This is a genomic window from Herbaspirillum sp. RTI4 (genome assembly GCF_034313965.1).
Lineage (GTDB): Bacteria > Pseudomonadota > Gammaproteobacteria > Burkholderiales > Burkholderiaceae_D > Herbaspirillum.
Map to the genome: position 1 here is coordinate 1,091,790 of NZ_JAVIWQ010000002.1, position 14,722 is coordinate 1,106,511.

Here is a 14,722-nt window from a genome sequence, read left to right on the forward strand (position 1 = left end):
CGACGCATCCACATCTTGCTGCAGCGGGAAGCATGGGCTAGCAATGTGAAACTGACCTTACCCTCCCCAGATACGCTCAAGCGCTTTAAGCAGATGCGGCCGGAACAGGTCAGGATGTTCGCACATAGGAAAGTGTCCGAGACCCTCCATAATCTCCAATGTTGAACCAGTGATCACGGATTGTAATTTTTGACCATCTTCCGGCGTGGCTGAATAGTCATAGGTGCCACTCAATAAAGTCACGGGCGTTTTTGTCGTGTCGATTTGCGGGCCGATGACTGCGCCGTCAAACTCATCGCTGTAAAAGGCCAGATCGCCGCCATAGACACCCGGCGCGCCTTGCGAATAGATCCATGCCGCACGTCGACGGTTGGCTTCCGGGCTCTCAGGACTCATTAATCCGCGCACGAAACTGGCGTTATGCATTGCACCATGTATTTCCGCATGATGCTGGAAAGGATTGCGGCGCCCGGTTGAACGGAACGGCGGTTCGACGGCCACAATCCCGGCAACCAGATCCGGTCGCTTGGCCGCAAGCATCATCGTCATTGCAGCGCCCATCGAACCACCGACGATAATCGCCTTCGTTTTAATCACTTGTTCCAGCATCGCCACGCACCACGATAAATAGCGGGTGCTGGTAAGGGTATAAGTCGCACCATTCCAGCATAGCGGGGGCAAGGACTTGCCATGAAATGGCATGTCAACAGCCCACATCGAATACGATTGCGCCATTTCAATGTCTGCCATCTGGCCGAGAAATTGCCGTGAATCCGCACCCGCAGTATGCAGAAACAAGACCGGTATTCCCTGGCCTGCGTGTTCCACGTACAAATCAAATTCTGACTCTTCTGTGCGCACGGTACGATAACCGGCAACGATCTGTTCGATATTCCTGGCGGGTGTCGGATGTGAGCGAACCGGCGAATCAACGAGACGCTCGATCAGGCGTTCCAACGCCGGCCGGCATCGCGCCACCCAGAGCGGATCACCACTGATTTCAAATTCATTGTTGACGAGTTGCAAGGCCGTGAAAGAGTGAAAAGTCGGCGGTGGCGGAGATTGCAAAAGTATTTCCCACGCGCCTTCGGATGCTTTGACTGACACTCGAATGTCATCAACTTCCTGTTGGATCGTGGCACATTGATCTTCAAATTTGATATTCAATGAGCGATCACCAACGGTTAATCTGACGGCAGCCGTCAAGCCTGCCGTCAGTCTCGGAAACTCCTGGTCGTTGAGAATATGCCCGACCCGGGTGAACAGCCGCTCTGCAGTAGTCATGAGATGGAGTAATTAAATGTGAGAGTGTTCGATTGCCAACGGACCAAAGGCTCAGGCCATTGATGCAGAAAGCGGCGGCAGATGCAGACTAACAATCTCATCGCCCGCATCGTCGAATGTCGGGTAGGAGGTCAATACCAGTGGGTCGTGACCGGGGATCAAGTGATCGGGACTGTCTGCCAGCTGTTGCAGCTTCACGTAACCATCAAGCATGTCGCCGACATGCAGCACGATGGGGAACGGCGATTCATTATGGATGTTGTCGTAAAAATGGCTGGCGTCGGAAGCCAGTACGACCCAGCCACGCGCCGTATGCACGCGCACTGCCTGGAGACCTTTGGTATGTCCGCCGACATGAATCAGTTGAATTCCCGGTGCGAATTCGGCGTCTCCGGAATAAAATTTCACCCGCTTTTCATAGACGCCGCGCACCACGTCCACCACGTCGTCGACGGCATAAGCGTGTCGGAGAAGATCGTATTGCATGTACCTGCCAGTGGCGTACTGTAGTTCCGCTTCCTGCAAATGCATGAGGGCATTCGGCAACAGTTTGATGTTGCCCGCATGGTCGTAATGCAAATGCGTCAGGATGACGTCGCTGACCTGCTCCGGCGTAATTCCCAAGCCGGACAGAGCGGCGATCGGACAGCGCAGAAAGTGACGCTTTCGTTCTTTCGCGGCAGCTTCATTGAAACCCGTATCGACAACGATGACCCGATCAGCATCCCGGTTGGTATCCTGGTTGGTATCTCGGTTTGCATCCCGTATGACCCACACAAAATAGTCCATCGGCATAGGCCCTTCATGCGGATCGTAGACCATGAAATTCTCCGCGCGCTTGCGCGCCACGGTGGCATATCGGATGGCATACACCTCGTACTGCGGGAGTGCTTCGGTATTCATCTGAAGTCGTTTCAGGGTAGTGGCAATTAGCCGCGGGCGTCTGCCAGCAGGCGGTACATTTCGGTGTGATCGGCGGTACGATCCAGCGACTGCGCGGCATCTTTCCAAATCTTGAGACATTCATTACCCAAATTCATCGGGTAGTTCAGCTCCTGACCGAGTTTCATCGCCACGCCCAAATCCTTGGTCATAAGCTGCAGAGAAAAACCAGAACCGAAGGTGCCGCTCAACATGAATTGCTTTACTTTGCCCTCAGTCGTATTGTTGCGCCCGGTGGAAGTATTGAGGACATCCGTCATGATTGCCGGGTCAAGACCAAACATCTGACCGACATGCAAGGCTTCTACCGCGGCGATCAGGCCCGCTGCCGAGACATAATTGTTTAAGGCTTTCATCGCATGGCCCGCACCGGCGTCGCCGACATGGAACAGGGTTTTTCCCAGACATTGCAAGACTTCAGTACACGCCGCGTAGGTAGCGGCAGCACCGCCGACCATGATTGCCAGACTGCCATCGACCGCTTTTTTGACTCCCCCGGAAACAGGCGCATCAATATAGGCCTGACCCATTGCGGCCAGCGTCGCGGATAACTGCCGCGAGCGCATCGGCTCGGAGGAGCTCATATCGATGAAGGTCGTCGCTACCGGTAGACGGTAGGCGAGGCCATCCTTGTTCTTGCCCAGAATGACCGACTCCACGATCTCGGAGTTAGGGAGCATGGTGATGACGATATCGACCGGCGTCAGTTTATCTGTCCCCGTATCCAATACCTGTGCCTGATATTCATCGGCAAACTGTTTAGCTTTGAGCGGGTCGGCGTCCGATACCTGGAGGGCATATCCGGCCTTGGCAAGCAAGGCCGCCATGGGATAACCCATCATCCCCAGGCCGATAAAGCAAATGGATTTATTCATCATGATCCTCTTCAGATACCCATTTCCTTGAATACTTCCTTGGCGATTTTGAAGCTGTCGATCGCAGCAGGAACGCCGCAATAAATGGCAGCCTGCAGAAATACTTCCTGAATATCTTCTTTGGAGAGGCCGTTATTGATAGCGCCGCGCACATGCAGTTTGACTTCGTGCGGACGATTCAAGGCAGTGAGCATGGCGAGGTTCAGGAAACTGCGGGTACGACGGTCGAGGCCCGGACGATTCCAGATGTCGCCCCAGCAATACTGTGTGACCAGCTCTTGCATAGGAAGATTGAAGTCGTCGGCATTTTTGATCGATGCATCAACGTACTCTGCGCCAAGTACTTCACGACGGGTCTGGAGGCCAATATCAAACAGTTCCTGATTCATGTAGTGCTCCTTATGAGGGGGTTGGTAGTGCCAGTGGTTGTTCTTGGGACAGTACGTCCAATGCGGCTTTTTCAGCGTTTTGAATGTGCAGAACAGCGGCTTTTCCTGCTGCATCAGCGTTTCTTGCCTTGATATGGGCATAGAGCTGATCGATTTCCTTCAGGCTTTCCGGCAGCCTGTCGGGGCTGGAGAACGAAGTGGCGCGCAGCAGATTGATCCGCGACAGCAAACTCAGCAGCATCTCTTTAATGAGCGCGTTACCGCAGCCATTCAAAATGACATCATAAAAATCAGCCTTGGCGGCAAGTAGCCGTTTGCGATCACCGCTGGCGGCTTCGTCCTTGAGTGTTTGCACGACGTCGCCAAGACGTGCAACCGCTTCGTCAGAGGCCAATTTGGCGAATCCGGAGACCGCATAGCTTTCAAACAGCGCCCGGATCGCGTAAAGGTCGCGTGCCTCTGCGAGCGAAATCGACGACACCATCGGACCACGGTGCAGCACCATGGTGATGAGTTTTTCCGCTTCCAGCTTGCGCAGCGCTTCTCTTAAAGACGGGCGGCTCACATCCAGCAATTCGCATAACTCACGTTCACTCAACTTCTCGCCCGGCTTGAAGCGGCCATTCATGATCGCTTCACGCAGGTAGTTTTCTACCTGGCTGCGCAAGCTGTCGGGTTTTCGAAGTGGCGTGGGGGATTCGGTAATCATAATAAACGCATTCTATAAATTGTCAGACAATCTGTCAATAAGATTGATATGTAAAAAGGTGATCCCTATTTTATGAGCTAAGCGCGTCGACTAAATAGACAAAATGGGAGCAGGGCATGGCGATTCTATGGCCAGACGCAAGTAGTCTGGCCAGGATTCTCTCGCTGGAATGTTTGCGCGAAACTGGCAAAGGTGGAATCTAGCGCACGCCCTAGTCCAGTCAGTTGACATTTATAAGCACGAGTGAGCATGCGTCGCCTTGAAACACAAAACGCCCGGTGCAGTGCATCGAGCGTTTCTGAGGCAATACTGTCAACCTATCAGGATTGGGTACCAACTGCTTCCTGGCGGCACCTGATAAGCGGGATGGGACCAACAGCAACGAGACGTTGCAGTTACAATGGGCTACGTTGATCAGTGGTCAGTTTACTGAGACAGGCTAAAAATTGACCGAAGATTTCCTATGATTTATCCGCGAATGCCCGTGGGTTGAATCCATCCGAATTTGTAGGCGATCAGTAGCAAGATAAACAGCAAAACAGAAAAGCCGACCCGCAAGGTCAATGCCTGCACAGTACGGTTACTTTTCCCCTTGTCGCGCATCAGAAAGACGAGCGCGGAGGCGAGACTGCCGATGATGAGCAGGAAGGCAATGGCAACAATAATTTTCATGGCAAAGGGCGGCCGTCGGCATCGATGTCCGGTATCGGCAGACCGCAACAAAATAAGTGAAATCCTATTGTATGCGAACGAAGTAATGCAAATCAGGTTCCGTTTCCGCTGGGTCCCCTTTATTGCGACTGTCATGGTTGCCAGCCTTGGCGTATCGCTGGCCCAATGGCAGGCAAGGCGCGCCGAACAAAAGCAATCCATAGAAAGCAAACTGTCGCTGCGGCAGCACATAGCACCGGTGCGGCTGGCCCAGGCAAACCTGCCGCCAACCGAGCTGGAATACCGGCGCGTACTCTTGCGCGGTGCTTTTCTCCCGGCATGGACGATGTATCTGGATAACCGCCCCTACAATGGCCAGGCTGGATTTTATGTGTTGACGCCATTCAAGCTGGAGGGTGTCGACCGTGTGGTGACCGTCGAGCGTGGTTGGGTGCCGCGCAATCCGGTCGATCGCACCCGCTTGCCGACGACGACGCCAGTCAGCGGACAAGTGGAAATCGAGGGAACGGTCAGGAGCGATACCGGACATGTGATGCAGTTGGGCGCCGCGCCGCCATTGCAACCGGGTGCGATACTCCAAAATCTCGATGTGGATGCGCTGGCAAAAGCATCCGGCCTTCCTTTGTTGCCCTTGGTGGTGCAGCAGGCTGGCGATGCGGCCGATGGACTGGTGCGCGACTGGCCGGCGCCATCGTTGGGTATAGAACGTCACCGGGGCTACGAATTTCAATGGTATGCACTGGCGGCGATGGCCATATTATTCTTTGTTGTGACGGGATTTCGACGTGGATCAAAATAAACAAAAAGGGCGCGGCCGCTGGTGGCTGTTGCTGATTCTGCTGGTGTGCGCAATGCCGATGATCGGTTCTTATCTCACTTACTATGTGATCAAACCCGAGGGACGGACTAACTACGGGACACTGATCGATCCACGCAACTATCCTATTCCGGCGCTCGACAGCCACTTGTTGAGCGGCGCGCCCGCATCGCTCAATGACTACAAAGGCAAATGGATCATGTTGCAGGCCGATAGCGGCGATTGCGGCGATAGTTGCCGTAACAAGTTACTGTCGTTGCGGCAACTTCGTCTGATGCAAGGCAAGGAAATGGAGCGCATTGAGCGCGTCTGGCTGATCACCGACCAAGCTCCGCTCGATACCATGGTGATGCGTGAATATGACGGCACACGGATGTTGCGTGTCGATCCCGCTTTGCTCAAGGCCTGGCTGCCGACACTGCCTGAGACGACAGTACAGGACCATATTTACCTCATTGATCCGCGCGGCAATCTGATGATGCGTTTCCCCAAGGATGCCGACCCCAATCTCATCAAAAAAGACCTGTCGAAACTGCTCAAAGCTTCCAGCATAGGATAAGTGCATATATGTTGATTCAACTTGCCGTGATGGGCATGATTGCCGCTTTGCTGCCCCTGACAATGGTCTGGATGGCGGCCGATTCCGGGAAATATCGAAAACTGGCCTCTGTCGCTTTGTTTTTGACCTTCGACCTGATTATGTTTGGCGCTTTCACCCGACTCACCGATTCCGGGCTGGGTTGCCCCGACTGGCCCGGATGCTATGGCCACTCCAATCCTCTGCTGGCGCACGCTGCCATCAGCGCCGCTCAGGAGGCGATGCCAACAGGACCGGTTACTCTGGGCAAAGCGTGGATAGAAATGATCCACCGCTATCTGGCGATGGGTGTTGGGGTGTTGATTACGGCGTTGCTGCTGAGTGGCTGGTACCGCTGGCACAAGACGCGCAAAAGCGCGGCACGTTTTTCTCCGATATTCCCAACGGTGCTGTTTTTATGTGTTTGCTTGCAAGGCGCCTTCGGTGCCTGGACCGTGACGCTCAAGTTGCAGCCGGTCATCGTCACCACGCATCTGCTGCTGGGACTGGCACTGCTGGGATTACTGACATGGCTGGTAGCGCAGCAAAGCGCGCATCGTCAAGTGACTGCGGCGGGGCGTGCGCTGGCCGTGCCGGCCTTGATTGCCGGCATCGTGCTGGTGATGCAAATTGCGCTGGGAGGGTGGGTCAGTACCAATTACGCGACGCTGGCGTGCATGGACTTTCCTCTGTGCCAGGGCGCTTTGTTGCCGCAGATGGATTTTGAAAACGGATTTACCCTGTGGCGACATCTGGGAAAAACGGCCAATGGCGACTACCTGCCGTTTCCGGCACTGACTGCCATTCATTGGGTGCACCGGACGTTCGCATTCGTGGTCATTGCGGTCATCGTCTGGGTCGCCCGGGCCGCCTTGCGTGAACCCGGTTTGCGCAGGACCGGGCAAGGTTTATTGTTTGTCATTGCCCTACAACTGACGACCGGATTGGCAACGATTTTTCTCAGCTGGCCGCTGGCGATTGCCGTCTTGCATAACGGCGGGGCGGCGGCGCTGCTGCTGCTGCTGGTCATGCTAAACTACAAGGCCAGATATGCGCCGCTCGCCGTCGGTATTGCCCCTACCGTTTTTACAGAAGATGGCCTATCGGCCTCCGCCTCCGTCCGGTCCCGCCCGGAATCAACCTGATGACCACTTTGACTGTCCCTGTTCCTAATCGTATTGCCCAATACTGGGCGCTGACCAAGCCGCGCGTGACGCAGCTGGCGGTATTTTGCGCCGTCATCGGTATGTTCCTGGCAACGCCCGATTTACCGGGGTGGCGCACTGTCTTGTTTGCGACGGCAGGGATCTGGCTGCTTGCCGGCGCGGCCTTTGCCGTCAATTGTCTGGTCGAGCGGGAAATCGATTCGCGCATGGCGCGTACTGCGCGGCGGCCGATGGCGCTCGGTGAAATTACCGTCCACCAGACGCTGATATTTTCCAGCGTCATCGGCGGTTTGGGCATGTGGATACTGTATGCGCTGGTCAATCCCTTGACCATGTGGCTGACACTCGCCACTTTCGTTGGTTATGCCGTCATCTACACCATCATCCTGAAGCCGGCGACGCCGCAGAATATCGTCATCGGTGGACTGTCCGGCGCTATGCCGCCTGCGCTCGGCTGGGCGGCGATTGCCAACGACGTGCCTATGCAGGCGTGGATTCTGGTACTCATTATCTTCATGTGGACGCCGCCGCATTTCTGGGCGCTGGCGATGTATCGGCGCGATGATTACGCCAAGTCCGGTTTGCCCATGCTGCCGATTACCCACGGCATGCAATTGACGCAGTTCCATATCTGGCTCTACACGATTGCGCTGGTGGCGACAACGATGCTGCCGTTTGCCGTCGGCATGAGTGGCTTGATTTACCTGGTGAGCGCCAGCGTGCTGGGTATCGTTTTTCTCTGGTATGCGTGGCAGATTTACCGTCACTATACGGATTTGATTGCGCGCCGCACTTTCGCTTACTCCATCATTTATTTGTCTTTGCTGTTTGCGGCCTTGCTGGTCGATCACTACTTCTTATTTCGCCTACTATGATTAAACGCTTTTCTATCTTTTCCCTGATGTTAGTTGCGCTGTTGGCTCTGGGTGCGTGCAGCCAAAAAGACGGTGAGGCCTCCGGCGCTAAGTTCAGTAATACCGATGTCACCGGACTTGCTTATGCGCGTGATTTCGCCTTGACTGACCACACCGGTAAAGCGCGCACGCTGGCTGACTTCAAAGGCAAGGCTGTTCTGATTTTCTTCGGCTATACCCAGTGTCCAGACGTCTGCCCGACAACGATGGTCGAGCTGGCTAACGTGATGAAAGAACTTGGGCCGCAGGCGGATCGGATGCAGGTCTTATTCGTGACCATTGATCCGGAGCGCGATACGCAGGCCTTGCTGGCGCAATATGTGCCAGCGTTCGATCCGCGTTTCCTGGGGCTGCGCGGAGATATGACCCAGACCGCTGCGGTAGCGAAGGAATTCAAGGTGTTTTATCAGAAAGTGCCAGGGAAAACGCCCGGAAGCTATACGATGGATCATACGGCTGGTAGTTATGTCTTCGACACCCAAGGACACTTGCGCTTGTTTGTGCGTCATGGCGAGGGGACTGCTGCTCTGGTACATGACTTGAAATTGCTACTTTCCTGATTGCTTGGTGTGACAGGTTTTCAGCATGTGTATTTATGATGTTAAAAAAGCGCCGATCTGATCAGATCGGCGCTTTTTTATTGGGAGGGCCAGCCTCGATGGTGATCGTGGCTAGGCTTTTCGACATTGCAGTTTAGGCATAAGCCTGCAATGCGCCCTTCATCTTCTTCAGTGCGACCACTTCAATTTGTCGTATGCGTTCGGCCGATACGCCGAATTCCTCTGCCAGCTCATGCAGCGTTGCTCCTGAGCCGTCATCGTTAGCCAGCCAGCGCGCCTCGACGATACGGCGTGAGCGGGCATCCAGCTTACCCAGGGCATCTTCGAGTCCTTCCGATTGAAGGCGGTCGTACTGCTTCGCCTCAAGGATTTTGGTCGGCTCAGTGGTATCCGATGAGAGATAGGCAATCGGCGCGAATTTATCGTCGTCGCCACTGTCGGTAGGGGCTTCCAGTGCGACATCCCGGCCCGACAGACGCATTTCCATTTCGATCACTTCTTCGGGCTTGACCTTGAGCATGCTTGCCAAGGCATCGACTTGCGCCGGTGTCATGGTTTCCAGGCCAGTCTTGTGGCTGCGCAAATTGAAAAACAGTTTGCGCTGCGCCTTGGTTGTGGCGACTTTAACCAAGCGCCAGTTCTTCAAAATATATTCGTGCATTTCCGCTTTGATCCAGTGCATGGCGTACGACACCAGCCGTACCCCCTGATTCGGATCGAAACGCTTGACGGCTTTCATCAGGCCGATATTGCCTTCCTGTATCAAATCGGCATGGGGCAAGCCGTAACCGAGATAACCGCGCGCGATCGACACCACCAGGCGCAAATGCGAGAGCACTAATTTTTGTGCGGCGGCAAGGTCGTTTTGCTCACTGAGGCTGCGCGCAAGAGAGATTTCTTCTTCTTGCGTGAGCATGGGCAGGCGATTGACGGCAGAGATATAGGCATCAATATTGCCCAGGCTTCCTGTGAAGCCTAAGGCCAATGCATTATTTTCAATAGTAACGGGCACTGTTTGTGCGGACGCTGCTTTCATAATTCTCCTTTAAATTCATCCGCTTAGGGGGTATGCCGATCAGCGGAGAAAAAACAAATTCCATTGAAATGGAAATGCTGTGCAAATATTTTAGCACTCGTACACGGCGAGTGCTAATCGGAATTTGCGAAGGGCGCGATAGGCGGACTATATCTTCGAGCGCTGCCAACAAATATCAGAGGAAGCCAGTGCTCGGCGCAAGCTCAGGGTCGGTTGTCCGTTGTGCTCGAGTGGGGCGGCGTTCTTACTAAGCTTGCGCCACTAATTCAGAGGACCCTGGGAGGTGCAGACATGAATAATTGCCACAATTGACCACGGCGAGTGACAAAACAGAGCGTAAGAGTACATATTGCCACTCAAAGTTGCTTGTATCGTCCTGATTTCTGTAACAAAGTGTGATTAGAGGGGTTTGTCGGGGTTTATCGCCCCATTTTCTACTGAAGACGGCGCAAATGCCGTCGCACTGACAGCATTGCACCTAGTAGCCCGAGCAAAGCGCTGACAGCCAACAGGCCAAGAGATGGCCACAGACTCAGCGGGGCCAGGCGGAATTCGGAGCCATACAAATAAGCAAACTCAGCAATCGTCTGATTCAGCGGCAGCAAACTCAGCGCCACGGCACCCAGCCCGAGGACGCCAGCGGCGAGTCCCAGCAGGGCGCCGGTATAGTAAAACGGTCTATGGATAAAGGCATCGGTGGCACCGAGCAGACGCGAGACTTCGATTTCTTCGTATTGCGTCAAAACTTGCATACGGATCGTATTGAAAACCACGGCGACCACCGCCAGACTCAGCGTACCGCCCAGAAACAGCAGCAGCATCCGCAAAATCCGCAGCAGAGCCGCCAGCCGCTTGACCCATGCCGAATCGATTTGTACGGAATCAATATGTGGCAAGGCTTGCAATTGATCGGCAATCAGATCGACGCGGGCGGCATCCATCGCATTACGCAAACCGGTCAGCCGCACCACATAGCTATCCGGCAAGGGATTGCCGCCCAGCGTCGTCAGAACGCTACTGAGGCCGGTTTTTTTCTTGAGCGCGTCGAAGGCTTTTTCGCGCGGGATGAATTCTGCGCTGCCGAGCATGTCGTTGTGTTGCAGCAGTTCGTCAATCTGCCCGGCCATCGCCAGCGCAGCGGAGCGGGGCGCATCCATCTTGAGAAACACGCTAAGCTCAGGTTCGACCGATAACTGTTCGGATACCGGACGGATATTTTCCAGCAAAGTCAGTCCGGCACAGGGCAAGGCCAGCGCAATCGCGACCACCAGTACGTTAAGGAAAAAATTACCCGGCGCGCGCGACAAGTGACCGAAGGCATCACTGAGCGCAAACGCATGTTGTCTCAGCCAATTCATGGCGTCCCCTGCACAGGCTGACCATGCCAGCCGTCAACGACCTGACCACGGTCCAGATAAACGATGCGCTCAGCCCCGGCCAGGGTGTACTCGTCATGCGTTGAAATCAGGCAAGTCACGCCGGCAACATGGAACGATTTAATCGCATCGAGGACTTTATCGGCATTTTCCCGATCCAGATTGGCCGTCGGCTCATCGGCCAGAATGATTTGCGGCCGGTTGACGATGGCGCGGGCAATGGCCGCACGTTGTTGCTCGCCGCCGGACAAGGTGAGCGGCGGTGCCAACGCCAGATCAAGCAAGCCGACCCGGTCGAGCGCAGCGCAAGCGCGTTTTTCGGCCTCACTGCGCGAAGCGCCGGTCACGATCAGCGGCAGCATCACATTATGCAAAATATCGCGATCAGGCAGCAGCCGTTGCTGCTGCAATATCAAACCCAGCTTGCGGCGCAGATAGGGCAGGCCGGAAGGTTTCAGTGCGTTGATGCTTTGGCCATTGACGGTTAACTGTCCGCTGCTAGGGCGCTCAATTGCCGCAATCATCTTGAGCAGAGTCGATTTCCCCGCCCCAGAGGGCCCGGCCAGAAACACCAGCTCGCCGCGGGCGATCGACAGCGTGACGTCGCTCAGCGCAAACACGTCTGCGGCATAGCGTTTGGAGACGGCGGCAAATTCAATCATGGGGGATAGTCCTGATTTTCACCGGGTTCAATTGAGCAGCGCATCGACAAAGTCGGCGGCATTGAACGGCTGTAAGTCTTCGATGGCTTCACCGACACCGATGAAATACAGCGGAATCGGCCGCGCCCGGGCAATCGCCGCCAGCACGCCGCCTTTTGCAGTGCCGTCGAGCTTGGTAATGATCAGTCCGGTCAGGCCGAGAGCGTCATCGAAAGCCTTGACCTGCGCCAGCGCGTTCTGACCGGTATTGCCATCGATCACGAGCAGAATTTCGTGCGGCGCGCCATCCAGTCCCTTGCCGATCACGCGTTTGATTTTTTTCAATTCTTCCATCAGATGTAACTGGGTCGGCAAGCGACCGGCGGTATCGATCATCACCACATGCGTGCCGCGTGCCTGCGCCGAATGCACGGCATCGAAGGCCACCGCCGCCGGATCGCCCGATTCCTGGGCGATTACCGCGACATTGTTACGCTCGCCCCAGATGGTCAGCTGTTCGCGCGCAGCGGCGCGGAAGGTGTCGCCTGCGGCCAGCAGCACCGATTGCCCATGCGCCTGCAAATGCTTGGCCAGTTTGCCGATGGAGGTCGTCTTGCCCGCGCCATTGACGCCGGCAATCATCATGACCAACGGCCGGTGTTGTTCCAGCACCAGCGGTTTTTGCAGCGGCATCAATAATTCGAGCAACAGTGTGCGCAACGCCGTTTTGACCTGCTCTGGCTGCGTCAGTTTTTCATCACGCACCTTGACGCGCAATGCGGCCAGCAGATCGCCGGTCGCATCGATGCCTGCATCGGACACCAGCAAAGCCGATTCCAGTTCTTCAAACAGGGCATCGTCAATCCGGGTGCCGGTAAACAGCGTGGTCAGATTGCCGGAAGTTTTCGCCAGACCGGATTTGAGGCGGGTCACCCATGAACGTTTTTGCTCGGGCGTCACGACATCGGGTGCAGGGGCAGAGGTCGGCGCGGGAATGGGCTCAGACGTGGTTACGGCTAGATCCGGGTTGGAGGGGGTGTCAACAGGGGGTTTTTTCTTGAAAAAACTAAACATCGGCGATAGTGTGAAATAAACCGGTTAGCAATCGGGCCCCGGCAAACGCAGGCCGGTGCAATGAGCAGGTACAATCCCGTGCAACCAAGACCCGCCACGCAGAACGATGACATGGCAGCTGTCGAGGTGGCAGAGGCAGCAGAGGCGGCCGAACTTGCATTCGATGTGGTGATCATGCCGTCGCCGGCAATAACAGGCGAGCCAGTCAACGAAGCAGTCGATCACAGCGCCGGTTTCCCGTAGGGCCGCGCACAGCAAACAGCAGTGCGCAGTGTAAAGTAGCGCAATCCCGCATTCTATCAGAGCCATGCCCATGAAATTGAACATCCTCCGCAGTATCTTGAGTGCCTGTTTGCTCGCTCCGCTAATGGCCGCACATGCCGCGCCGACACATGAATTCATGTTGTCGAACGGCATGAAAGTGATTGTGCTGGAAGACCACCGCACACCTGCCGTCACCCAGATGCTCTGGTACAAGGTCGGAGCAATTGACGAAGTCAACGGCCGCACCGGTCTGTCGCATGCGCTGGAACACATGATGTTCAAGGCCACCAAACGGCATCCGACCGGCGATTTCAGCCGCCTGGTCGCTCGCATGGGCGGCAGTCAGAACGCTTTCACCAGCAAGGACGCCACGGTTTACTTTCAGCGGGTCGATCAATCCAAGCTGGCGTCCGTCATGGCGCTGGAAGCCGACCGCATGAGCAACTTGCAATTCAATCAACACGAATTTGCCAGTGAAATCCGGGTTGTGATGGAAGAGCGGCGCTGGCGCACCGACGATCAGCCGCAAGGCATGGCGATCGAAGCGCTGCAGGCCGCCGCGTTCACCGCCCATCCTTATCACCACCCGGTCATCGGCTGGATGGATGATCTGGAGCACTTGACGCTGAGCGACGTGCAAACCTGGTACCGCAGCTGGTATGCGCCGAACAATGCCACGCTGGTGATCGCCGGCGACGTCAATGCGGAACAAGTACGGGTGCTGGCCCAGCGCTATTTCGGCGCGATTGCCGCTAAAAAATTACCTGTGCGCAAACCGCAGAATGAGCCTGAGCAGCGCGGCATCCGGCGCACCACGGTCAAGGCCTCGGCGGAAAATCCCTTCGTGATTCTGGCCTTCAAAGCGCCGGTGCTGCGCGATGTCGAAAAAGACGATGACGTCTTCGCGCTTTCCGTCTTGTCGGCAGTGCTGGACGGCTACGACAATGCGCGCCTGAAAGCCCGCTTAGTGCGTGGCGACAAGATCGCCAACAGCGCCGGCAGCGGTTACGATGAATACACCGCACGCGGACCGGCACTGTTCGTGCTGGAAGGCGCACCGGTCGCCGGTGTCAGCACCAGTCAGCTCGAAACCGCACTGCGCGCCGAAGTCACACGTATCGCCACGCAAGGCGTAGAACCGGCGGAATTGCAGCGCATCAAGACCCAATTGATCGCCTCCCGCATCTACGGCAGGGACTCGGTATTTGCCCGGGCGATGGAAATCGGCGGGCTGGAATCGGCCGGTATTTCCTACCGCCAGCTTGACCGCATCATCGAACGCATCCGCGACGTCACAGCGCAACAGGTGCAAGCGGCGGCGCAAAAATATTTCGGCGACGACGGGTTGACGGTCGTGACCCTGCAACCATTACCGCTGAACGGACGGCAAGCACCGCCTCCGCCAGCGCTGCTGCATTAATCGCAC

17 protein-coding genes are annotated in these 14,722 nt (G+C 55.8%); 7 read left to right on the plus strand and 10 right to left on the minus strand.

Features of this window, described 5'->3' with window-relative positions; genetic code table 11:
• Nucleotides 1-57: 57 nt before the first annotated feature.
• The 6 genes from RGU70_RS05115 to RGU70_RS05140 all read right to left on the minus strand — a co-directional run bounded on the left by RGU70_RS05115 (nt 58) and on the right by RGU70_RS05140 (nt 4,871).
• Nucleotides 58-1,284, minus strand: a complete 1,227-nt coding sequence (locus RGU70_RS05115) for an alpha/beta hydrolase (RefSeq protein WP_322208314.1) — start codon at nt 1,282-1,284, stop codon at nt 58-60.
• 51 nt (nt 1,285-1,335) lie between these two features.
• Entirely contained in the window at nt 1,336-2,187 is an 852-nt protein-coding gene (locus RGU70_RS05120; RefSeq protein WP_322208315.1) for an N-acyl homoserine lactonase family protein, read from the minus strand.
• 26 nt (nt 2,188-2,213) lie between these two features.
• The gene (locus tag RGU70_RS05125) at nt 2,214-3,101 is read right to left on the minus strand and encodes an NAD(P)-dependent oxidoreductase (RefSeq protein WP_322210705.1); all 888 of its coding nucleotides are present in this window, start codon (nt 3,099-3,101) and stop codon (nt 2,214-2,216) included.
• Between the two features lie 11 nt (nt 3,102-3,112).
• Nucleotides 3,113-3,490, minus strand: a complete 378-nt coding sequence (gene pcaC, locus RGU70_RS05130; protein ID WP_322208316.1) for a 4-carboxymuconolactone decarboxylase — start codon at nt 3,488-3,490, stop codon at nt 3,113-3,115.
• 10 nt (nt 3,491-3,500) lie between these two features.
• Nucleotides 3,501-4,199 carry a GntR family transcriptional regulator gene (locus tag RGU70_RS05135; RefSeq protein WP_322208317.1) on the minus strand — a complete coding sequence of 233 codons (699 nt, stop codon included), beginning with the start codon at nt 4,197-4,199 and terminating at the stop codon, nt 3,501-3,503.
• 468 nt (nt 4,200-4,667) lie between these two features.
• Nucleotides 4,668-4,871, minus strand: a complete 204-nt coding sequence (locus RGU70_RS05140; protein ID WP_322208319.1) for a twin transmembrane helix small protein — start codon at nt 4,869-4,871, stop codon at nt 4,668-4,670.
• 85 nt (nt 4,872-4,956) lie between these two features.
• Between RGU70_RS05140 and RGU70_RS05145 the strand changes: the two genes are divergently transcribed.
• From RGU70_RS05145 to RGU70_RS05165, 5 genes are read left to right on the plus strand one after another with little or no spacing between them, the layout of a single operon-like run.
• Nucleotides 4,957-5,670, plus strand: a complete 714-nt coding sequence (locus RGU70_RS05145) for an SURF1 family protein (RefSeq protein WP_322208320.1) — start codon at nt 4,957-4,959, stop codon at nt 5,668-5,670.
• Nucleotides 5,657-6,247, plus strand: coding sequence for a cytochrome C oxidase subunit I (locus RGU70_RS05150; RefSeq protein WP_322208321.1), 591 nt, complete (start codon nt 5,657-5,659; stop codon nt 6,245-6,247). The genes RGU70_RS05145 and RGU70_RS05150 overlap by 14 nt, the downstream gene beginning before the upstream one ends.
• A gap of 8 nt (nt 6,248-6,255) precedes the next feature.
• Entirely contained in the window at nt 6,256-7,410 is a 1,155-nt protein-coding gene (locus RGU70_RS05155) for a COX15/CtaA family protein (protein WP_322208322.1), read from the plus strand.
• The gene (cyoE, locus tag RGU70_RS05160) at nt 7,410-8,306 is read left to right on the plus strand and encodes a heme o synthase (protein ID WP_322208323.1); all 897 of its coding nucleotides are present in this window, start codon (nt 7,410-7,412) and stop codon (nt 8,304-8,306) included. Before RGU70_RS05155 ends, cyoE begins: the two co-directional genes overlap by 1 nt.
• A complete protein-coding gene (locus RGU70_RS05165; RefSeq protein ID WP_416186482.1) occupies nt 8,303-8,905 on the plus strand; it encodes an SCO family protein in 603 nt (200 codons plus the stop codon). The genes cyoE and RGU70_RS05165 overlap by 4 nt, the downstream gene beginning before the upstream one ends.
• 133 nt (nt 8,906-9,038) lie before the next feature.
• Here the strand turns inward: RGU70_RS05165 and rpoH are convergent, their stop codons facing one another.
• From rpoH to ftsY, 4 genes are all read right to left on the minus strand, one after another.
• Nucleotides 9,039-9,941: an RNA polymerase sigma factor RpoH gene (rpoH, locus tag RGU70_RS05170; protein WP_322208324.1), complete on the minus strand. Its 903-nt coding sequence runs from the start codon at nt 9,939-9,941 to the stop codon at nt 9,039-9,041.
• 434 nt (nt 9,942-10,375) lie between these two features.
• The gene (gene ftsX, locus RGU70_RS05175; protein WP_322208325.1) at nt 10,376-11,299 is read right to left on the minus strand and encodes a permease-like cell division protein FtsX; all 924 of its coding nucleotides are present in this window, start codon (nt 11,297-11,299) and stop codon (nt 10,376-10,378) included.
• Nucleotides 11,296-11,979 carry a cell division ATP-binding protein FtsE gene (locus tag RGU70_RS05180; protein WP_322208326.1) on the minus strand — a complete coding sequence of 228 codons (684 nt, stop codon included), beginning with the start codon at nt 11,977-11,979 and terminating at the stop codon, nt 11,296-11,298. Before RGU70_RS05180 ends, ftsX begins: the two co-directional genes overlap by 4 nt.
• A 27-nt stretch (nt 11,980-12,006) precedes the next feature.
• Nucleotides 12,007-13,032, minus strand: a complete 1,026-nt coding sequence (gene ftsY, locus RGU70_RS05185) for a signal recognition particle-docking protein FtsY (RefSeq protein WP_322208327.1) — start codon at nt 13,030-13,032, stop codon at nt 12,007-12,009.
• Between the two features lie 60 nt (nt 13,033-13,092).
• Here ftsY and RGU70_RS05190 point away from each other — a divergent pair, with 60 nt between their 5' ends.
• Both RGU70_RS05190 and RGU70_RS05195 read left to right on the plus strand, forming a co-directional pair.
• Nucleotides 13,093-13,275, plus strand: a complete 183-nt coding sequence (locus tag RGU70_RS05190; RefSeq protein ID WP_322208328.1) for a hypothetical protein — start codon at nt 13,093-13,095, stop codon at nt 13,273-13,275.
• A 70-nt stretch (nt 13,276-13,345) separates the two neighbouring features.
• A complete protein-coding gene (locus tag RGU70_RS05195; protein ID WP_322208329.1) occupies nt 13,346-14,716 on the plus strand; it encodes a pitrilysin family protein in 1,371 nt (456 codons plus the stop codon).
• The last annotated feature ends 6 nt before the right edge of the window (nt 14,717-14,722 follow it).